Source organism: Acinetobacter chinensis (genome assembly GCF_002165375.2).
Taxonomy (GTDB): domain Bacteria; phylum Pseudomonadota; class Gammaproteobacteria; order Pseudomonadales; family Moraxellaceae; genus Acinetobacter; species Acinetobacter chinensis.
In genome coordinates this window covers 3,426,109-3,447,467 of sequence record NZ_CP032134.1, presented here as the reverse complement: position 1 = coordinate 3,447,467, position 21,359 = coordinate 3,426,109, and the positions used below count along the sequence as shown (strand labels likewise).

The following is a 21,359-nucleotide window of genomic DNA, read 5'->3' as shown; positions in this document are numbered from 1 at the left end:
CAGTATACGGGCGAGCAGTTTCTGCCAGAGATGAATTAGGAAGTCCAAAGGTCATGGCCTCATTTGAATTTTTAGAAGATGATCAGAACGATAGCAACGGTCAAGCCCGTTTCACTGTATTCGGTGTAGGTGGTGCTGGTGGTAATGCCGTACAGCACATGCTTGAGTCTGATATTCAGGGTGTAAAGTTTGTCTGTGCAAATACGGACAAACAGGCACTTGATCGTATGAATGCTCAGTTCAAGATTCAGCTGGGTGAGCAAAGCACCCGTGGTCTGGGTGCGGGTGCCAATCCTCAGGTAGGACAGGCAGCAGCAGAAGAAAGCCGTGAACTGATCCGCCAGCACCTGGAAGGTACGGACATGGTTTTCGTGACTGCCGGTATGGGTGGTGGTACAGGCACAGGTGCCGCGCCAGTCGTTGCTGAAATTGCAAAAGAAATGGGGATTCTGACCGTTGGTGTTGTCACTACGCCGTTTAACTTTGAAGGTAAGCGTCGTCAGCAGTCTGCGGAAAAGGGCATTGAAGCCCTTGAAGCGCATGTTGATTCCCTGATTATTATTCCAAACCAGCGACTGCTTAAAGTCTTCCGTGATATTTCGATGAAAGATGCCTATAAAAAGGCAGATGATGTATTGCTGAATGCGGTGCGCAGTATCTTTGATCTTGTGGTTCGCCCAGGTCATATCAACCTTGACTTCGCCGATCTGAAAACTGCAATGAGTACCCGTGGTTATGCCATGATGGGTGTGGGCAGTGGACGTGGTGAAACACGTGCACGTCAGGCAGCTGAACAGGCCATCCGCAGTCCGTTACTGGATAATGTCACGATCATGAATGCAAAAGGGATTCTGATCAATGTCACTGGTGGCGATGATGTGACTTTCGGTGAAATTGAGGAAATTACCGATGTAGTCAATCAGATTGTTGATCTGGATGAAGGTCAGGTATTCTACGGTACAGTATTTGATCCAGATGCACGTGATGAAATCAGTGTGACAGTGATTGCAACAGGTCTGACCCGTAATTCCGCAGATTCAGCAGAGCCTGCAAAACGTCCTTCGGCACATGTCAGCCACAGTTCTGCACCTCAGAATACCGCTGAAGATGATGATGTACCTGCTATTCAGCGTCAGCAGGCAGACAGTGCGCCAGCTGCAAATACAGGCAGTTCAGCAGGGACTTCGCGTCCAACGCCAATGAGTATTCAGGATTATCTGAAAAATCAGCAAAGAAAATAAACACTGATCTTTTATAAATCAGTGCTTTATAGATAAAAGGTAGTAGCAATACTACCTTTTTGTTTTTTATCAATGGCTAAATATGCTAACGTATAGCAGTTTTGGAGCAGATGAAAGAAAACGCATGTTGAAACAGAGAACCTTACAGCGTGTAGTGAAAGCCAGTGGTATTGGTCTTCACAGTGGGCAGAAAGTTATGATCAACTTTGTGCCACATCATGTTGATGGGGGAATTGTGTTTCGTCGCATTGACCTGAATCCACCTGTGGATATTCATGCAGATGCCATGCTGATTCAGGAAGCATTTATGTGTTCAAACCTGGTTCAGGAAAGTGCCAAGGTTGGGACAATCGAACATGTGATGAGTGCTATTGCTGGACTGGGAATTGATAACCTGATCATAGAGGTATCTGCTTCAGAAGTCCCAATTATGGATGGCAGTGCCGGACCGTTTATCTATCTGCTGATGCAGGGAGGTCTTGCTGAACAGGATGCTCCGAAAAAATTTATCAGAATATTAAAACCTGTAGAAGCACTGATTGATGATAAGCGTGCGGTTTTTGTACCTCATCAGGGCTTTCAGCTGAATTTCACCATTGATTTTGATCATCCTGCATTTAAAAAAGAATATCAGTCTGCAACCATTGATTTTTCGACAGAGACTTTTGTTTACGAAGTCAGTGGAGCACGTACTTTTGGCTTCATGAAAGATCTGGATTATCTGAAAGCCAATAATCTGGCTTTAGGTGCAAGCCTGGATAATGCTGTTGGTCTGGATGATACCGGCGTGGTCAATGAAGAAGGTTTACGCTTTTCAGACGAATTTGTACGCCATAAAATTCTGGATGCAGTTGGTGATCTGTACCTGCTTGGGCACCAGATTATTGCCCGCTTTGATGGTTATAAATCTGGACATGCTTTAAACAATCAGTTGTTGCGCAATGTCAAAAGCGACCCATCCAGTTATGAAATTGTAACATTTAATGACACATCTGAATGTCCAATTCCTTATGTAAGTGTGACTTAAGTTGTTGTCTTTATAAGGTTGTGTTACAGGGTGATAAATAAAAACGATAAATTAATCACGTTTTATTGGTGAGTTATTATTTTAAAAATCACGCTGTTTACTTTTTATTTCTTGCCAAACGACGCAATGCCTGGCTAAGCTTAGGGTCGTTCACAAAGTCAGCAGCACCATGCAGCATGTCCTGGGTTTCCTGATCAAGTGGAGTTGCAGGGATATCTGATTTAGGGCTTGCCTTAGGCTGAAATCTTAACCTGACCTGTATTTTATGCAGATCATGTAATTCATCTATTTGTGACAATACAGAAATATACTGTTTCTGAAGATAACCGAGCTGACTGATCATAGCCTGATTTTCGCCCGTTAATGTCAGAATACCGTGTTGATAACAAACAACCTGCCATTGCTCTGGTTGGGGCAGCAAGGGTTGAATAATTTTTGTAAGTTTCTGCCATGCAGTCACTTGCTTTGAAAGAAACGTTAAGTTTCCTGTTTTTATGTGTTTTCTTGTTTGCTGAAACGGATTGACGGGTTCTGACATACATTGTTCCTTCATGTTTATGTCTTAATCTTAAGCCCAGTTTTCAGTGGATATCAAGGAAGAGATCACGCAAGGAAATTTTGAGTAAGAACAGTTTAAGAGGTTTTTTATGCATTTGCGACGTATTTTACTGGCATTTTCTTTTGCAGCATCAGCTGCGTCTGTAGCTTTTGCCGATCTGGTTCAACTTGATGCAGCAACAGCGAATGGCAGTTCAGAAGATCGTCTTGAACAGCTGACAAAAACACTGGCATCAGGCTCTTATGCTGAAGTTGAGGACATTGAAATTCCGGCAACTTCAAAAATGTCTGTTCAGCTGCGTGAAAAACCTGTTGAACTGAATAATGAAAGTATTGAAAAGAAATATGGCAGATCTGCCGTCAGTTATTCTTCCTCAAATCCGTATTCGTGGCTGGTTGCCCATCCTTTACCTGATATGAAGCGTGTCAGCTCAAACTATGGTGGTCGTACCATGGGCGGTCGTGCTGAAAACCATTCGGGTCTGGATATGTCTGCGCCAAGTGGCACACCTATTTATGCGACAGGTCCTGGTATCGTCACCAAGTCAGGTTGGGGTACAGGTTATGGTCAGTATGTTGAAATTAATCATGGTAATGGTTATATCACCCGTTATGCGCACGCATCGCGCCTGATTGCCCGTGTTGGTGACCGTGTGGACGCTGGTGAGCAGATTGCCAATGTAGGCTGTACAGGTCGCTGTACAGGCCCTCATCTTCATTATGAAGTAGTGAAGGACGGTCAGCGTAAGAATCCAGCGACCTACCTGGCTATGTTGCCTTAAGTTCACAGCTTATATCATTCAGATAAATTTAATCTGTACAGAAAACCGCCTTTACTGGCGGTTTTTTGTATTCTTGTGTAAGAAATAGTCATTGGGTATTTATTTTCTAAATAATACTGTCATGCTCTATTCAGCTATAGCGATAACTTCATACCACCGGAATATGGTACATATATAAAATAAAATTTGGTAAGGAACAGGTGAATTATGGCGTTTTACGGTGATACTGACGCGCAGGAAACACAGGAATGGCAAGATGCCTTTGATTCAGTTTTACAGCACATGGGGACAGAGCGAGCGGCTTTTCTGTTGGAAAAGCTGTATCAGCAGGCAATTGCAAAGCATGTTCCTATTCAGCGACTGAATACTCCTTACTTAAATACGATTTCGGTAGAAGAATCTCCTGCCATGCCTGGCGATCAGGATATGGAGCGTCGTATTCGCGCCCTGATCCGCTGGAATGCACTGGCGATGGTACTGCGTGCTAACAGAACAGGCGATGACCTGGGCGGGCACCTTGCAAGTTTCGCATCTTCTGCAACATTGTACGATGTAGGTTTTAACCATTTCTTCCGTGCCAACAGCGACAGCTTTGGCGGTGACATGATCTATTACCAGGGGCACTGTGCACCGGGTATTTATGCACGTTCATTTCTGGAAGGTCGTTTAACTGAAGATCAGCTGAATAATTTCCGTCGTGAAGTCGGTGGTCAGGGGCTTTCAAGTTATCCGCACCCATATCTGATGCCTGATTACTGGCAATTCCCAACGGTATCCATGGGTCTGGGTCCAATCATGTCGATCTATCAGGCACATATTCAGAAGTATCTGATGAACCGTGGTCTGATCAAAGAAGAGGACCGTAAAGTCTGGGCTTACCTGGGCGATGGTGAAATGGATGAGCCGGAAAGTCTCGGTGCAATTTCACTGGCAGGTCGTGAGAAGCTGGATAACCTGATCTGGGTGGTGAACTGTAACCTGCAGCGTCTGGACGGTCCTGTTCGTGGTAATGGTAAAATTATTCAGGAACTTGAGTCTGTTTTCCGTGGTGCAGGCTGGCGTGTGATTAAAGTAGTGTGGGGACGTCACTGGGACTCTTTACTCGACAAAGATACGACAGGTGCACTGAAATCCCGTATGGAAGAAGCGGTGGATGGTGATTATCAGCGTTACCAGGTGAAAGGTGGTGCATACACCCGTGAGAAATTCTTTGGGCAATATCCTGAAACTGCGGAAATGGTGAAAAACCTCAGTGATGAAGATATTGATAACCTGAACCGCGGTGGTCATGACCCATACAAAGTGTATGCAGCTTATGCAGCAGCCATGACAAGTAATGGTCAGCCTACTGTGATTCTGGCGAAGACAGTCAAAGGTTATGGTCTGTCAGATGAAATTGAAGCGGTCAATAAAACGCATCAGATCAAAAAAATGCAGATTGATTCGTTGAAATACGTCCGTGACCGTTTCAACCTGCCATTTACAGATGATCAGCTACAGGACGTTCCTCTTTATCGTCCAAGTGAAAATTCACCTGAAATAAAATACATGAAAGCGCGTCGTGAGAGTCTGGGTGGTTATTTGCCGGCACGTCGTAAAGAAAGTGAAGCACTTGCGATTCCTGAGCTTTCTGCTTTTGATGCTGTGCTGAAGGGCAGTGCAGGTAAAGAACAGTCCACCACGATGGTCATGGTTCGTTTAATTGCAGCATTGCTGAAAGATAAAGCGATCAAAGACCGTGTTGTCCCGATCGTTCCGGATGAAGCACGTACTTTCGGTCTGGAAGGCATGTTCCGTCAGCTGGGTATTTATGCTGCGCATGGTCAGAAATATACGCCTGAAGACCAGGAGCAGCTGATGAACTACCGTGAAGCGAAAGATGGTCACATGCTTCAGGAAGGGATCAATGAAGCGGGTGCAATGAGTGCCTGGTCTGCTTTGGGTACCAGTTATTCAACCAATAACCTGCCAATGATTCCGATGTACATGTATTACTCCATGTTCGGTTTCCAGCGTATCGGTGATATTGCATGGGCGGCAGGGGATTCACAGGCTCAGGGCTTCTTACTGGGTGCAACTGCAGGTCGTACCACGTTGAACGGTGAAGGTCTGCAGCATCAGGACGGTCATTCGCATATTCTGGCAAACACCATTCCAAACTGTGTGTCTTATGACCCATGTTTTGGTTATGAGCTGGCTGTGATTGTGCATGACGGTTTGCAGCGTATGTATGTCAATCAGGAACGTGTGTTCTATTACCTGACTGTGATGAACGAAAACTACGAGCATCCTGAAATGCCAGAAGGCGTGGAAGAAGGCATTAAGCGTGGTATGTATCAGCTCGAGCAGGACAGTAAGGCAACGGTTCAGTTACTGGGCTCAGGTGTGATTCTGCGTGAAGTGATCAAAGCTGCGAAAATCCTGCGTGATGAATACCAGATTCATTCCAATGTATGGAGTGTAACGAGCTATAACGAACTGGCACGTGATGGTATGGCTGTTGAAGAATATAACCGCCTGCATCCGCTGGAAGATGGTAAAGAAAGCTGGGTATCTCAGCAGTTACGTGGTACTGACGGTATTGTGGTTTCTGCAACTGATCATATGCGTGCTTACAGCGAACAGATCCGTGCTTATCTGCCAGACAGCCGTCCATTTGTGGCATTGGGTACAGATGGTTATGGCCGTTCAGATACCCGTGGCAACCTGCGCAGTTACTTCGGTGTGGATGCAGCACATATTGTTGTTGCGACACTGAAAAAACTGGCTGATGAAGGCGAAGTGGATGCCCGTCTGGTGAAAGATGCTATTTCGAGTTTTGAACTGGATGTAGACCGTCCTGTTGCATGGTTACCGCAGGCGCATCCATCAGTACAGGAAGTTGCAGCTTATGCTGAACCAGCTGAGGAGAAATAATCATGCAAATTAAAACTCCTGATATTGGTGTGGATAAAGCCACCGTTGCAGAAATACTGGTCAAAGTAGGCGATACAATTGCTGTGGATGACAGTATTGTCCTGCTTGAGTCAGATAAAGCTTCAGTTGAAGTACCCAGTACTGTGGCGGGTGTGGTGAAAAGTATTACGGTATCTGAAGGAGATGAAGTCTCTGAAGGTGCAGTGCTGGTTGAGGTTGAATCTGCTGATGCCGCAGTTGCAGATGAAGCACCTGTTTCATCAGAAGCAGCTCAGGAAGTTGCAGCTGAAACAGTAAAAGCTGAACCTGCCGCTGAAGCAAAAGCGCCTGTAACTGCGTCAGCATCTGCACAGGTTGTGGATGTTAAAGTCCCTGATATTGGTGTGGAAAAAGCACTGGTTGGAGAGATTCTGGTTCAGGTTGGTGATGAAATTGCCGTAGATGACAGCATTGTTGTGGTTGAATCCGACAAAGCAACAGTTGAAGTTCCAAGCACAGTTGCGGGTACTGTTGAAAGTATTACCGTCAAAGAAGGGGATACGGTCAAAGAAGGTGTGGTGCTGATTACAGTTAAAACAGCTTCTGCGGGTAATGATACCGCTCAGCCTGTGTCCACACCTGCAGAGCAGGCATCTGCACCGGTTGCAGAAGTGAAACAGGAACAGCCGGCATCTGCTCAGGCTGGTTCTGTGGATGTCACAGTGCCTGATCTGGGGGTGGATAAAGCTACCGTTTCAGAAATACTGGTGAAAGTTGGTGATCAGGTTGAAAAAGACCAGAGTCTGGTGGTTGCGGAGTCTGATAAAGCCTCTGTTGAAGTGCCAAGTACAGTGGCAGGTGTGGTCAAAGCTATTCATGTCGAACTGAATCAGTCGGTTTCACAGGGTGCAGCACTGGTGACTATTGAGGCTCAGGGTAGTGCCGTTGCGGAAAAACCGCAGCCAGCCCCAGCTGAGAAAAAATCTGAACCTGTTGCAGCTAAAACTGCTGAAGCACAGCCTGCAGTGAAGACAGATGTGTCAGCACCTGCGCAGACTGAAAAACTCAGCAAAGAACAGCAGGCTGAAAATGCCAAAGTGTATGCCGGTCCTGCGGTGCGTAAACTGGCGCGTGAACTTGGTGTTGTTCTGGCTCAGGTCAAAGCATCCGGTCCACATGAACGTCTGATGAAAGACGATGTCTTTGCTTATGTCAAAGGTCGTCTGACTGCACCACAGGCGACAGCTGTTGCTGCGGCAGCACCTGTTGCATCAGGTTTACCGTCATTGCCTGATTTCAGCGCATTTGGTGGTGGTGAAGTCGCGCCAATGACGCGTTTACAGCAAGTGTCTGTGCCCCAGCTGTCACTGAATAACTTTATTCCACAGGTCACTCAGTTTGATCTGGCTGATATTACTGAGCTTGAAGCATGGCGTGGTGAGCTGAAAGGCAAATTTAAACAGGATGGCATCAGTTTAACCATTCTGGCTTTCATTGCAAAAGCGGTGGCATTCCTGCTCAAAGAAGAGCCGTATTTTGCAGGTCATCTAGCAGATGATCAGAAAGGCGTACTGTTACGTAACGAAATTCATATGGGGATTGCTGTAGCAACACCAGATGGGCTGACCGTACCGGTACTGCGTAATCCTGATCAGAAGTCGATTAAACAGATCGCAATTGAACTGGGTGAGCTGAGTAAAAAAGCACGTGATAAGAAACTTTCACCGAAAGACTTACAGGGTGCCAACTTTACTATTACCAGCCTCGGCTCCATTGGTGGTACAGCATTTACCCCACTTGTGAACTGGCCTCAGGTGGCGATTCTGGGGATTTCTCCTGCGACCATGCAACCTGTATGGAATGGTGAAGGTTTTGATCCGAAGCTGATGTTGCCATTGTCCCTGTCATACGATCACCGTGTGATTAATGGTGCGGACGCAGCCCGTTTTACCAATAAACTGACGAAACTGCTGGCAGACATCCGTAATATTCTGCTTTAAGCCTGTCTGGGCTGTTTGATTAAAAACCTGCTTCGGCAGGTTTTTTGTTTTATGAAAGATGCTTTTCTGGATGAATCCCGTTGAAATGTCCTGCCAAGCCATTTAGAATGGATGTACTTCATTGGGGAGTAGCCGCTTTTTACGATCAGTAAAAAGGTGATGGTCAACATAATTGCTCAACAGAGCATGGTCATCATAGCAAAGAACCAATCCAGCTTTTCCAAAGCTTTCTTTTGTTGGCAAGACCTTTGATTTATCACTCTGCAGATATGGCTGGCAGGAGGGATAAGTCATCGGTAATTTTTTGCTGGCCAGAGAAAGACATCATGCATGAATTTCTGATTTCCACTGCAATTGTGGCACTTGCTGAAATGGGAGATAAAACCCAGTTGCTGGCTTTACTGCTGGCGGCAAGATTTAGAAAGCCTGTTCCTATTCTTATTGCCATTCTGCTTGCAACCCTGATCAATCACGGTCTTTCTGCGGCACTGGGTCAGTTCATCACCACATTACTCAGCCCTGAAGTCATGATGTGGATTTTATCGCTTGGTTTTATTGCCATGGCGGTCTGGATGCTGATTCCGGATCAGCTGGATGATGAAACCGACAGCATTAACCGCTGGCAGAAATTTGGTGTTTTTGGTGCCACATTCATTTTATTTTTTCTGGCGGAAATCGGTGATAAAACCCAGATTGCAACGGTTGCACTCGCAGCACGCTTTGACAGTCTCTGGTGGGTCATGGCGGGTACGACGGTCGGGATGATGCTTGCCAATGCACCTGCGGTATTTATTGGAAATAAAATGGCAGACCGTTTACCTGTTTCCCTGATTCATAAGGTCGGTGCTGCAATTTTCCTGATTATCGGTATTTCCACCCTGGTTCAGCATTACCTGTTCTGACCCACAGTAAAATAACCACAGTGATCACAGTTTCGGGTCACTGTGACCTGTTTTTCGACTAAAGATATTCAGAAATACTTGAAACATTCAATGTATATTTATTGTAACTTTCGCCATTTCCATTTATGTTATAAGGAATTAAAAATCCAATGTAAATAACAGATTGTCTGGGGAATTCGGAATGGCTTTTGAGCGCACTACATCGCAGGTACTTTTTGATAATGGTACGCATAAATGTATCAGTTTTACCAGCCTTGTAAAGGGCGAAGGTGTTCAGGCGAACCAGTTCCTGATTATTGACAATGAACGGGCGGCAGTACTGGATCCAGGCGGTGACCTGACCTATGTACCATTAACGATGGAACTAAATAAATATACCCGTCTGACCAACCTGGATTATGTCATGGCATCTCACCAGGACCCTGACATTATCACTTCCATGCCTCGCTGGCTTGTTTATACAGAAGCTAAAATCGTGGCTTCCAAGCTGTGGGCACGTTTCTTACCGCATCTGAATTCAGCTTTTATGAGTGACCGCATGAAAGGCAGCTGGCTGGAGCGTCTGATTGAACTTAAAGATGGTGGTCAGAGAATTCCTTTAGGTGAATCTTATATTGTTGCCGTACCTGCTCACTTCCTGCATTCAGTCGGTAATTTCCAGTTTTATGATCCAGTTGCAAAGATTCTGTTCTCAGGTGACATGGGAGCATCCATCGTGGATGATGCTTCGACACCTCTGGAAGACTTTGAATCGCATATTCCAAAAATGCGTGGTTTCCATCAGCGTTACATGTGCAACAATAAAATTATCCGTCTATGGGTGAGTATGGTTCGCAGCATGGATGTAGAGATGATTGTTCCTCAGCACGGTAATGCGTTTATTGGTCAGGAAAAAATAAACCAGTTCCTGGACTGGGTGGAAACTCTGCAGTGTGGTACAGATCTGATGGACGAATCTGTTTTCACCTGCCCAGAGTAAAAAATTAAAAAAAAATCTTGTGCGGAAAAACAACATTTTTTAAGATTCCTGTCGGGAAAATTAATTTTAACGACGAGAATTTATAAGAAATGTTATCTCAGGTACCGACACAGGATGCATGTCTCAGCTGTGGCGCTTGCTGCGCCTATTTCAGGGTTTCGTTTTACTGGGCAGAGGGCATGCCAATGCCTGATTCCTATACGGAACCGCTGTCAGCTGTATATTCCTGCATGAAAGGTACCAATCAGAAAAATCCTCGCTGTATCGCCCTGAATGGTGAAGTTGGTCAGGCAGTCAGCTGTGGGATTTATGAAGCCAGGAGTTCCTCCTGTAAAGAAGTACAGATTGCAGATGCGCAGTGCAATAAAGCACGACGGGCGCATAACATGATTCCTTTTGTGGAAGTGCTGCCTGATGACTCGGTCAACGACGATGATTTTGATCAGGTCTGTTAAACAGCAATATAAAAAAAGCAGGATGAGTTCCTGCTTTTTTTATGCCTGAATTTTAATAAAAACATAAATAAATTATAAATTTAGTATAAAGGCATACTTTTATTATGGAATTAACTGGTTATAATGTAATCAGTGCCACTCATGGAATGTGGGCGCAGAAATGATAAACAGACGGAGAACAAAAAGATGTCAAAAACCACATCCTATACTTTATTTGATAATGGGGAACATAAATGCATCGTCTTTACCAGTCTGGTTAAAGGTGAGGGGGTGCAGGCCAATCAGTTTTTAATTGTGAATGGTCAGGATGGAGCAATTATTGATCCAGGGGGAGATCTGACCTATACACCGCTGACGATGGAGCTGTTTAAATATATCCGGCTGGACAATATCCGGTATGTCTTTGGTTCACATCAGGATCCTGACATTATTACCTCGATGCCCCGCTGGCTGATGCATACCAAAGCTAAAATTGTGGCATCCAGACTCTGGGCGAGGTTTTTACCTCATCTTAACTCTGCTTTTACTATGGATAAAATGGAAGGTGAATGGTTTGAGCGTCTGATTGAACTGCCAGACGAGGGATTGAGCCTGCCCCTGGGGCAAAGTGAGCTGTTCAGCATACCTGCCCATTTTTTGCATTCAGTCGGTAATTTTCAGTTTTATGATCCGATTTCCAAAGTACTGTTTTCAGGTGATCTGGGGGCATCACTTTCAGGTGATCCGCAGACTCCGGTTCAGAACTTTCAGGCGCATATTCCACACATGAAATCCTTCCACCAGCGATATATGTGTTCCAACCGTGTTCTGCGTTACTGGGTGGATATGGTGAAGGACATGGATATAGAAATGATTGTTCCGCAGCATGGAGCACCTTTTGCCGGTCGTGAATCCATTGAGCAGTTACTGGACTGGTTATGGGATCTGCCTTGTGGTGTGGATATTATGGATAAAAATATTTTCCGCTGCCCTGAGAAAATCGCGACGATGGGTTAATCATGAATTTTGTGCATCAGGTTTAATCAGCTGAATCTGGCAGAGGTTTTCAGGTTAAAGCAGATTTTTTATGCGCTGTTGAAATGGGTGCATCAGTGGTGTTTACAGGGCTGATGTACCGTTATGGCACAAAATTACAGGATTAAATGGCAAATTCCACAATTTAAAATGAAAATTAAACTCAGATTTGTATATAATAGCTCACGGAAATTACCAGCGAGACTGTTATGTTGACCATCGTTCAAGACGCGCTAACCTTCGATGATGTCTTATTACTCCCTGCCTATTCTACTGTTCTCCCAAAAGATGTCTCTCTAAAGACACGCCTCACACGCGGCATTCAACTGAATATTCCCATGGTATCAGCAGCAATGGATACAGTGACTGAGTCACGTATGGCGATTGCGATGGCACAAAATGGTGGTATCGGTATTCTGCATAAAAACATGGATATTTCTGCTCAGGCTGCAGAAGTTCGCCGTGTAAAAAAATTCGAAGCAGGTATGGTGAAAGATCCTATCACTGTGACTCCTGAAACAACTGTACGTGAACTGATTGCCATTACTCAGGCAAACAACATCAGTGGTGTACCTGTTGTAAAAGACGGAAAAGTTGTCGGTATCGTAACCGGACGCGACACTCGTTTTGAAACCAATCTGGAACAGCCGGTCAGCAATATCATGACGGGTCAGGACCGTTTGGTGACTGTTCGTGAAAATGAATCCAAAGAAAACATTCAGGCGCTTCTACAGAAAAACCGCATTGAAAAAGTGATCGTTGTTGGTGAAAACAACGAACTGAAAGGTCTGATTACGGTCACAGATTTCCGTAAAGCAGAACTTTATCCAAACAGTTGTAAAGACGAATTAGGTCGTTTACGTGTGGGTGCTGCAGTTGGTACAGGTGTGGAAACACCAAGCCGTGTTGAAGCACTGGTTGAAGCTGGTGTGGATGCAATTGTGGTGGATACAGCACATGGTCATTCTGCTGGTGTGATTGAACGTGTACGCTGGGTGAAAGCAAATTATCCTCAGGTACAGGTGATTGGCGGAAATATTGCAACGGGGGATGCTGCTCTTGCATTACTTGATGCTGGTGCAGATGCGGTTAAAGTCGGTATTGGACCTGGTTCAATCTGTACAACCCGTATTGTTGCCGGTATTGGTATGCCACAGATTTCTGCAATTGACAGTGTTGCCAATGCATTAAAAGATCAGATTCCTTTAATTGCTGATGGTGGTATCCGCTTCTCAGGCGACATGGCGAAAGCGATTGGCGCTGGTGCAAGCACAATCATGGTCGGTTCACTGATGGCTGGTACTGAAGAAGCACCAGGTGAAGTTGAATTCTTCCAGGGTCGTTACTACAAAGCATACCGCGGTATGGGTTCTTTAGGTGCAATGGCTGGTGCAACAGGTTCTGCTGACCGTTACTTCCAGGACTCTAAAGCCGGTGCTGAAAAACTGGTACCAGAAGGTATTGAAGGTCGTGTGCCTTACAAAGGTCCAATGGGAAATATCGTTCATCAGATGATGGGTGGTTTACGTTCATCTATGGGGTATACCGGTTCTGCGACGATTGAAGATCTGCGTCAGAATGCAAAATTTGTGAAAATCACATCTGCAGGTATGTCTGAATCTCATGTTCATGATGTAACGATTACCAAAGAAGCGCCGAATTATCGCGTTGGTTAAACATTCGTATTGTTTATACATAAAGCCGTCATTTTTATGACGGCTTTTTTATTTTGATGGTAAAGTATGGGAAGTTTAAAGATTGATGAAATGTCCGGCAGAGATAGAAAATATCGCTGTGGAATATAAAAAAGTGAGCAGAATATGAGTTATTTCGGTACTGATGGCATTCGCGGAAAGTTTGGGGAACTTCCGATTACTCCTGAGTTTGCATTGAAACTCGGGTTTGCCGCAGGTAAGGTCTTAAAAAAATACAGTCAGAAAAATAAACCGATTGTGGTGCTGGGTAAAGATACCCGTCTTTCGGGATATATTCTTGAAGCCGCACTTCAGGCAGGTCTGAATGCTGCAGGTGTCTATGTACACCTGCTGGGACCATTGCCTACACCTGCGATTGCACATTTGACCCGTGCATTACACGCAAGTCTGGGTATCGTCATTTCTGCATCTCACAATCCATATTTTGATAACGGGATTAAATTCTTTTCATCTGAAGGGAAAAAACTGCCCGATGAAATTCAGAATGCCATTAATCAGGAACTGGAAAAAGACCTGGTGATTGAAGACACTGCCAACCTGGGTAAAAGTGTCCGTGTTAAAGATTCCAATGGTCGTTATATTGAATTCTGTAAATCCACATTCCCATACCATTTTGACCTGAACAATCTGAAAATTGTGGTCGACTGTGCCAACGGTGCAGCTTATAGCGTTGGACCAGCTGTATTCCGTGAACTTGGCGCAAAAGTTGTGGCTATTTATAATGATCCGGATGGTCTGAACATTAATGAAGGCTGTGGGTCAACCCATCCTGAAAATCTTCAGAAAGCCGTTGTAGAGCATCAGGCAGACCTGGGAATTGCTTTTGATGGCGATGCTGACCGGGTGATTCTGGTGGATAAAAACGGTGCACAGGTTACAGGCGATCACATTCTCTATATCCTGGCGACTCAGGGCAAAAATAAGCCCGCAGGTATTGCTGGAACTGTGATGAGTAATATGGCGCTGGAACTGGCACTGGAAAAAGCGGGTGTTCCTTTTGTCCGTGCTAAAGTCGGTGACCGTTATGTACTGCAGGCACTCGAAGAAAATGGCTGGGTGACAGGTGGTGAACCTTCTGGACACGTTCTGACGCTGGATAAAAGTACGACAGGTGATGCAATCATTGCTGCCCTGCAGGTACTGACCGTTATGGTTGAACAGGGTAAAGCACTGCATGAACTGACAGAAGGTTTCCATCTGTTGCCGAATGTGCTGGTCAATGTCCGCCTTGCAGAGATGTTTGACCCGTATGAAGTACCGGCACTGGTTGCAGCGTTTAATCAGGCAGAAGAACAGCTGAAAGGGCGCGGCCGTATTTTAATCCGTAAGTCAGGCACTGAACCTGTGATTCGTGTCATGGTTGAAGGTGATCAGATTGATGAAGTGACCACGCTTGCAAATCAGCTGGCAGATGCCATCCGTGAACATGCAGTCTGAGGTCTGAATAATGAGCGATGTGATTAAGGATTTAAGTGAGTTGCGCCTGACGTATGAAAAAGGTGAACTGCACGAAGACCATATAGATAAAGATCCACATGAACAGTTTCTGAACTGGTTCAATCTGGCTTTAGAGGCAAAACTGCACGAACCCTACGCCATGTCACTGGCAACAGCAGATGCTCAGGGGCGTCCGCATGTCAGAACAGTGTTGTTGCGTGGTGCAACAGAGGCTGGATATGATTTTTATACCAATTATGACAGTCAGAAAGGGCATGATTTAGCCGAAAACCCTTATGCTGAACTGCTGTTTTACTGGCCAGAGCTTGAACGTCAGGTTCGGGTCAGTGGTCGGGTGGAAAAAATATCTCAGGATGAATCTACAGATTATTATCATAAACGACCAAGAGACAGTCAGATTGCAGCACATATCAGCACACCGCAGAGTGGTGTGATTGCGAGCCGTGAACTGTTACAGCAACGCTTTCAGGCACTGCATGATGAAGTTGAAGGAAAGGCTGAGCTGAACAAGCCCGAATTCTGGGGTGGTTACCGTTTGACACCCGAATATTATGAATTCTGGCAGGGCAGACCGAACCGTCTGCATGATCGCCTTGTGTATGAAAAAAACAGCAATGTGTGGACAATCCAGCGACTGATGCCATAAATGTCAAAGATTCAGATTAAACAACGCCCATTTCTGACACGCCCTGAAAATTTTCAGGGCGTGTCACCGTTTATTGCTCAGATTCTTGCCCGCAGGGGGGTGGAGTCGGAACAGCAGCTTGAACTCAAACTGAAGCATTTACTTGCACTAGCCATGAAAGGACTGGATCAGGCGATTCAGCTGATGGATCAGGCGATTGATCAGCAGAAAAAAATTGTCATTGTGGGTGATTACGATGCCGATGGTGCAACCAGTACGGCTTTAATGGTGCTGGCATTAAGAGAGATGGGGGCTCAGGTGCAATACCTGGTTCCAGACCGTTTTAAATACGGTTATGGGCTGACACCAGCCATTGCAGATCTTGCACAGGTGACTGCACAGCCGGAACTGCTGATTACCGTGGATAACGGTATTTCCAGTCATGCAGGTGTAGAGCAGGCTCAGGCACATGGTATGCAGGTGATAATTACCGACCACCATCTGACCACGAAAGATACCCCAGCAGCAGAAGCTGTGGTCAATCCGAATCAGCTGGGCTGTGATTTTCCGAGTAAGGCTCTGGCCGGTGTTGGCGTTGCCTTTTATGTACTTGCAAATTTAAGCAGCCATCGGGCAAAGCAGAATAAATCCACTGCAAAAATGACCCAGTACCTGGATCTGGTCGCACTGGGGACGTATGCAGATGTTGCCAGTCTGGACTATAACAACCGCATACTGGTGGATGCAGGGGTCAAAAAAATTCAGCAGAATCTGTGCAGACCTGGCATCAGTGCGTTGCTGGATATCGCAGGACGCGAACCTGCGGAATTAAAAGCTTCTGATCTGGGATTTGTACTGGGGCCCCGTATTAATGCTGCAGGGCGTATGGATACTATGGATATAGGCATTGAATGTCTGCTCGCTGCCGATATGCAGACAGCCTATGCTTTTGCCCGACAGTTGAATGATCTGAATGTGGAACGCCGTCAGGTGGAAAGCCAGATGAAGCAGGAAGCACTGACCGAGCTGGATGTTTTACAGTTCGACCAGGAAAAGTTGCCAGCTGCCCTGATTATGTTTAATGAACAGTGGCATCAGGGTGTCATTGGAATTGTGGCTGGGCGTTTAAAAGAGCAGTTTCACAGACCAAGTATCGTCTTTGCAGCCGATCAGGATGGTGTACACATCAAAGGCTCAGCCCGCTCGATTGAGGGAGTTCATATCCGTGACTGTATTGAAATGGTGGCAGAACAGCATCCGCATCTGATCAGTCATTTTGGAGGGCATGCAGCAGCAGCAGGTCTGACCATCCGAAAAGAACATTTTGAAGAATTCAGTCAGTACTTTGAACAGTTAATCGCAAGTATGGATGAAACACTGTTTCAGGCAACATTATGGACAGATGGCATATTACCAGCTTCCGAATTTCAGCTTTCCACGGTTGACTTTTTACAGCATCTTTCACCGTGGGGACAGAAATTTCCTTCTCCAGTTTTTGAGGGGGAGTTTCAGGTGGTGGACTACCGCTGGTTAAAAGAGACTCATCTTAAACTTCAGCTGGTGCTGGAAAATGGGCAGGGAGTGGATGCCATTGCTTTTGGTGCTGCTGAAAAATATCAGTTTGATGCGATGAACAGTAAGGTTCGGCTTGTTTATGAACTGGATAAAAATACGTTTAATGGTCACACACGGTTGCAGTTAAGAGTTTTACACCTTGAACAGTAAAAAACCGCTCCATTGGAGCGGTTTTTTGTATTGAGGATGACGGAGTGATTTTAGAAACGGAATGTTCCGTTAATGCCATAAGAATCAGCACCATCCGTTGTTGTGTAGTTCACACCCACCGCAATGGCTGGAGTGAAGAACTTCTGTGCGCGAACTCCAAAAATGGTATCAAAGTCATCCATGGTCGAATCTGCAAATGAAGCGCCTACGCTCAGTGTTGGGTCAATGTACAAATCAGCACCCAGTTGGTAATAAGTTTCATCACCAAAAGAAGAAAGACCTTCAAAGTTGACGTAGTTGTTGCCAATCTGTGTGACATACTTACCGCGCAGGGTAAAAGCAGTATCATCAGCATCACTTGCAAAACGGGAGAAGGTTCTAGTCATACCTTCCTGTCCTGCATTGGCTGCATCAATATTTTCTTTTGAAATACCTGCTGCAATCAATAGGCCATCAACAGGTAAGTAGCCTGCTTCAAGTGCATAACCTGTGTTTGAGTCAGAAGCTTTACCTTCTTCGATTTCAACAGTTACTTTGGATTTGTTCAGGCTTCCTGAAACATAGAACTGAGAATCAGGAATAAAAAATTCACCAGAAACACCATAGCTTTCAATTTTAAATTCAAAACCTTCATCATCTTCGCTGTATTTTGAGTATGCAGCACCTACGTTACTTGCTTTGTTTACAAAAGCGGCTTCAGCAAGTGGAGCGTTTTTGGTTTCTACACTGTTTAAATAGTATTTCCCACCGAATGAATACAGATCACCACTTTCACTGTCATCAAAATCTGTTTTTTCATAACCGGCATTGATTTCTGCCTGATAAGCATGTGCAACCCCAAAGCTTGCTGTAAGTGCAGCAGCAAGAGCAATTTTTTTAAGCATTGGAAAGACTCTCGTTCTTAGTTTTAAAATGTTACTGATTTGTTACGGTTTTGGCTATTGTATGAAAAAAAACCAGTACGTCAATGATCCAGTACTGTTTTTATAAAAAATGTTCAAAAAAAAGCCCATCCGAAGATGAGCTTTTGATTATGAATACATTTTTTTGAACTTAGAAACGGTATTTTGCTGCAACACCGAATTTGTTGTAGTCATTGTTGCCAACTTCACCAAAGCCTACACGACCTTCCAGGCTGACCTGAGGTGTGAAGAATTTGCGGGCATTGATACCGAATTCGTTGTTGTCATTCAGATCATTGCTGTAGTAGTCAGCACCTACACTGAACGTTTTATCAATGAAGTAGTCAGCAGCCAGGTTGTATTCATCCAGGTCACCGAATGCAGCACCGGCTTCAAGGTTAATATCCTTGCCACCTACCTGAGTTACATATTTGGCACGGATAGTTGGATCGACACCATCTTTGTAATCATTGTCATAACCCTTAACACCTGCTGCAATCAGGAAACCAGGTGCAGGCAGATAACCGACTTCTGCACTGTACAGTGTTGTGTCAAGGTCGTTACCATGTTTGAATTTTACGTCCTGACGACCGACGTTACCGCTGACATAAAAGTCAGAACCAGGAACGAAGTATTCAATACCGGCACCGTAGTTGTGAACTTCGTCATCACCGACTTCATCGTAGTGATACTGTGCTTTCACGTTACTTGCACGGTCAAGGAATGCTGCTTCAGCAAGGGGTGCATTACGGGTCTGCACAGGGTTGAAGTAGTAAGTTCCATCAACACCGAAAGAACCGCTTGAACTGCCGTTATCCGGGTCAATTAAACCTGCAGATGCACCAACTTCTGCCTGATAAGCATGAGCTGTACCTGTGATGGCAATCATGGAAAGAACAGCTGAAGCAATGGCTAATTTTTTCATGGATACTACCCCTCTGAAAATGGATAAAAATAATACATTTTTTGTTACAACTTTCAGTCTAAAGAAAATTTCATTCAGGTCAACACGGGAAGCGTCATCATGATGGATTCACTGTAACATCACGTTAATAATGATATTTAAGATTATGATATTTAATGAAAATTAATAATGTTTTGTTTTATTAAAACTGTGTGGGAATTATGGATTTAAGTGTGTTTGAAGTAAGCAGCAGACAAATTTTGTAATATAAAAGTGGTTTGTATCAAAAACAGCTGAAGTGATTTTTCTGAGATTCCGCTCAGTTTTCTATCATTCTGGCGCAATAAAATAAAAAGAAGAATGCTGCGTGAACTGAAATTTTATCTTTCATACTGGTGCTTCTGTTTCTGATCAGGTCTGAAATAATAAAACATTCAGGCGTTGAGATGGGAAGTATTAAATGTGTCGGAATTATTCAGAAGTTAAGTGCTGAATGTGAAGGTTCAAACAGTATGAAAAGTCTGTGATATAATATCCGGCTATTTTTAAGCCCAATTTTTCTTGAGAGTAATTCCGTGGAAATCAATCCTTATCTAAACCAATTAAAAGACTTAAACGACCGTGGTCAGACATTACGGGGGTATCTTTGACTACGATCTGAAGAAAGAGCGTTTAGAAGAGGTTCTCCGCGAGTTGGAAGATCCTGCGATCTGGAATGACCAAAGCCGTGCGCAGGCAATGGCAAAAGAAAAAGGTGAGCTTGAAAACGTAATTAACGTTCTGGAAGGCTTATCGACACAAATTGAAGATGCACAAGCACTTTTAGATTTAGCTGTTGAAGCAGATGATGAAAGCCTTTTGACAGATGTACAAGCTGAGTTAGACACAGCAGAAGCAGAATTGGCGAAGCTTGAATTCCGCCGTATGTTCAGCAACCCAATGGATCCGAACCCATGTTATGTGGAAATTCAAGCGGGTTCAGGTGGTACAGAAGCTCAAGATTGGGCGTCAATGTTGTTGCGTATGTATATGCGCTGGATTGAACGTCATGGCTTTAAAGCAGAGTTGATGGAAGAGTCTGACGGTGATGTTGCTGGGATTAAATCTGCGACGATCCGTGTTGAAGGTGAGTATGCATACGGTTGGTTACGTACCGAATCTGGCGTACACCGTTTAGTGCGTAAGTCACCGTTTGACTCAGGTAACCGTCGTCATACCTCATTCTCAGCAGTGTTTGTATCACCTGAAGTTGATGATAATATTGAAATTGATATTAATCCAGCCGATGTTCGTACCGATACTTATCGTGCATCAGGTGCGGGTGGTCAGCACATTAACAAAACTGACTCTGCGGTACGTTTGACTCACGCACCAACAGGTATTGTGGTGGCATGTCAGAACCAGCGTTCACAACACGCCAACCGTGATCATGCCTGGAAACAGTTACGTGCAAAATTGTATGAGCTGGAAATGAGTAAACGTAACGAAGCTGCGCAAGCACTTGAAGACTCTAAGTCGGATATTGGTTGGGGCAGTCAGATTCGTTCATACGTTTTAGATGACTCACGTATCAAAGACTTACGTACAGGTGTGGAAAATTCCAACACAGGTGCGGTACTGGATGGTGATCTGGATAAATTTATTGAAGCGAGCTTAAAGCAAGGGCTTTAATCGGACGTTTGTTAATAAAATTCTCCATTTAAATTGTGATAAATAGCAAAGCTTTATCGGCATCTTTACAATATATCTAAAATATTCGATATTAAAATCGAAAAAATACGATATATTGTCCACAAAGATGCTGAATAGAGCTTTGCTTAAACTGGATGTATCTGATACGGGTTGTGGCTATGGATATTGATTTAATTTCTAAAGCATTGGCAAATCCGACTCGACGCCAGATTCTGGAGTGGTTGAAAAATCCTCAACAGTATCTGTGTGAAGAGCAGTGCGGTGGATTTAGTCGTGGCATATGTGCAGGGAATATCGAGAAACTTGGTAATGTCTCTCAGTCCACGATGTCTAATCATTTGTCAGTTTTGCAACAGTCAGGATTAATTCAAGCAGAAAAGTATGGTCAATGGTCGTACTTTTCACGTAATGAAGTTCTTATTCAGCAATATATTGAATACTTAAAAAACTCGCTTTGATTGTTGATTTCAACAAAGCGAGTGATG

18 protein-coding genes and 1 riboswitch are annotated in these 21,359 nt (G+C 44.5%); of the genes, 15 read left to right on the top strand and 3 right to left on the bottom strand.

Annotated elements, in window-relative coordinates:
- Nucleotides 1-53 precede the first annotated feature (53 nt).
- Nucleotides 54-1,241, top strand: coding sequence for a cell division protein FtsZ (gene ftsZ, locus CDG60_RS17370; protein ID WP_087512021.1), 1,188 nt, complete (start codon nucleotides 54-56; stop codon nucleotides 1,239-1,241).
- Between the two features lie 124 nt (nucleotides 1,242-1,365).
- Nucleotides 1,366-2,268: a UDP-3-O-acyl-N-acetylglucosamine deacetylase gene (gene lpxC, locus CDG60_RS17365; RefSeq protein WP_087512022.1), complete on the top strand. Its 903-nt coding sequence runs from the start codon at nucleotides 1,366-1,368 to the stop codon at nucleotides 2,266-2,268.
- 97 nt (nucleotides 2,269-2,365) lie between these two features.
- On the opposite strand, the gene CDG60_RS17360 is transcribed toward lpxC, so the two are convergent.
- Entirely contained in the window at nucleotides 2,366-2,806 is a 441-nt protein-coding gene (locus tag CDG60_RS17360; protein WP_087512193.1) for a DUF721 domain-containing protein, read from the bottom strand.
- Nucleotides 2,807-2,915: 109 nt separating this feature from the next.
- On the opposite strand from CDG60_RS17360, the gene CDG60_RS17355 reads away from it, so the two are divergent.
- The 11 genes from CDG60_RS17355 to recJ all read left to right on the top strand — a co-directional run bounded on the left by CDG60_RS17355 (nucleotide 2,916) and on the right by recJ (nucleotide 17,376).
- Nucleotides 2,916-3,608 carry a M23 family metallopeptidase gene (locus CDG60_RS17355; RefSeq protein ID WP_087512023.1) on the top strand — a complete coding sequence of 231 codons (693 nt, stop codon included), beginning with the start codon at nucleotides 2,916-2,918 and terminating at the stop codon, nucleotides 3,606-3,608.
- Between the two features lie 207 nt (nucleotides 3,609-3,815).
- Nucleotides 3,816-6,524 (top strand): pyruvate dehydrogenase (acetyl-transferring), homodimeric type, encoded by a 2,709-nt coding sequence (aceE, locus tag CDG60_RS17350; protein ID WP_087512024.1) that lies wholly within the window; start codon nucleotides 3,816-3,818, stop codon nucleotides 6,522-6,524.
- A 2-nt stretch (nucleotides 6,525-6,526) separates the two neighbouring features.
- On the top strand, nucleotides 6,527-8,503 hold the full coding sequence (locus tag CDG60_RS17345) for a 2-oxo acid dehydrogenase subunit E2 (RefSeq protein ID WP_087512025.1): 1,977 nt from the start codon (nucleotides 6,527-6,529) through the stop codon (nucleotides 8,501-8,503).
- A gap of 111 nt (nucleotides 8,504-8,614) precedes the next feature.
- Nucleotides 8,615-8,757, top strand: a riboswitch (yybP-ykoY riboswitch).
- A gap of 72 nt (nucleotides 8,758-8,829) precedes the next feature.
- The gene (locus CDG60_RS17340) at nucleotides 8,830-9,405 is read left to right on the top strand and encodes a TMEM165/GDT1 family protein (protein ID WP_087512026.1); all 576 of its coding nucleotides are present in this window, start codon (nucleotides 8,830-8,832) and stop codon (nucleotides 9,403-9,405) included.
- 181 nt (nucleotides 9,406-9,586) lie between these two features.
- On the top strand, nucleotides 9,587-10,384 hold the full coding sequence (locus CDG60_RS17335; RefSeq protein ID WP_087512027.1) for an oxygen-binding di-iron domain-containing protein: 798 nt from the start codon (nucleotides 9,587-9,589) through the stop codon (nucleotides 10,382-10,384).
- Nucleotides 10,385-10,473: 89 nt separating this feature from the next.
- Entirely contained in the window at nucleotides 10,474-10,839 is a 366-nt protein-coding gene (locus tag CDG60_RS17330; RefSeq protein WP_087512028.1) for a YkgJ family cysteine cluster protein, read from the top strand.
- 186 nt (nucleotides 10,840-11,025) lie between these two features.
- Nucleotides 11,026-11,835, top strand: a complete 810-nt coding sequence (locus CDG60_RS17325; RefSeq protein WP_087512194.1) for an oxygen-binding di-iron domain-containing protein — start codon at nucleotides 11,026-11,028, stop codon at nucleotides 11,833-11,835.
- Nucleotides 11,836-12,062: 227 nt separating this feature from the next.
- A complete protein-coding gene (guaB, locus tag CDG60_RS17320) occupies nucleotides 12,063-13,529 on the top strand; it encodes an IMP dehydrogenase (protein ID WP_087512029.1) in 1,467 nt (488 codons plus the stop codon).
- A gap of 144 nt (nucleotides 13,530-13,673) precedes the next feature.
- Nucleotides 13,674-15,005, top strand: a complete 1,332-nt coding sequence (gene glmM, locus CDG60_RS17315) for a phosphoglucosamine mutase (RefSeq protein WP_087512030.1) — start codon at nucleotides 13,674-13,676, stop codon at nucleotides 15,003-15,005.
- A 10-nt stretch (nucleotides 15,006-15,015) separates the two neighbouring features.
- Complete coding sequence (gene pdxH / locus CDG60_RS17310; RefSeq protein ID WP_087512031.1) at nucleotides 15,016-15,672, top strand: pyridoxamine 5'-phosphate oxidase; 657 nt, start codon at nucleotides 15,016-15,018, stop codon at nucleotides 15,670-15,672.
- Nucleotides 15,673-17,376, top strand: a complete 1,704-nt coding sequence (gene recJ, locus CDG60_RS17305) for a single-stranded-DNA-specific exonuclease RecJ (RefSeq protein ID WP_087512032.1) — start codon at nucleotides 15,673-15,675, stop codon at nucleotides 17,374-17,376.
- Between the two features lie 50 nt (nucleotides 17,377-17,426).
- Here the strand turns inward: recJ and CDG60_RS17300 are convergent, their stop codons facing one another.
- Both CDG60_RS17300 and CDG60_RS17295 read right to left on the bottom strand, forming a co-directional pair.
- Nucleotides 17,427-18,260 carry a putative porin gene (locus tag CDG60_RS17300; protein ID WP_087512033.1) on the bottom strand — a complete coding sequence of 278 codons (834 nt, stop codon included), beginning with the start codon at nucleotides 18,258-18,260 and terminating at the stop codon, nucleotides 17,427-17,429.
- Between the two features lie 169 nt (nucleotides 18,261-18,429).
- Nucleotides 18,430-19,203: a putative porin gene (locus CDG60_RS17295; protein ID WP_087512034.1), complete on the bottom strand. Its 774-nt coding sequence runs from the start codon at nucleotides 19,201-19,203 to the stop codon at nucleotides 18,430-18,432.
- Nucleotides 19,204-19,757: 554 nt separating this feature from the next.
- Between CDG60_RS17295 and prfB the strand changes: the two genes are divergently transcribed.
- A protein-coding gene (gene prfB, locus CDG60_RS17290; RefSeq protein ID WP_118868738.1) for a peptide chain release factor 2 occupies nucleotides 19,758-20,853 on the top strand; the annotation gives its coding sequence in 2 pieces (ribosomal slippage) (nucleotides 19,758-19,829 and nucleotides 19,831-20,853; 1,095 coding nt in all).
- Nucleotides 20,854-21,032: 179 nt separating this feature from the next.
- Nucleotides 21,033-21,332, top strand: coding sequence for an ArsR/SmtB family transcription factor (locus tag CDG60_RS17285; RefSeq protein ID WP_087512036.1), 300 nt, complete (start codon nucleotides 21,033-21,035; stop codon nucleotides 21,330-21,332).
- Nucleotides 21,333-21,359 lie beyond the last annotated feature (27 nt).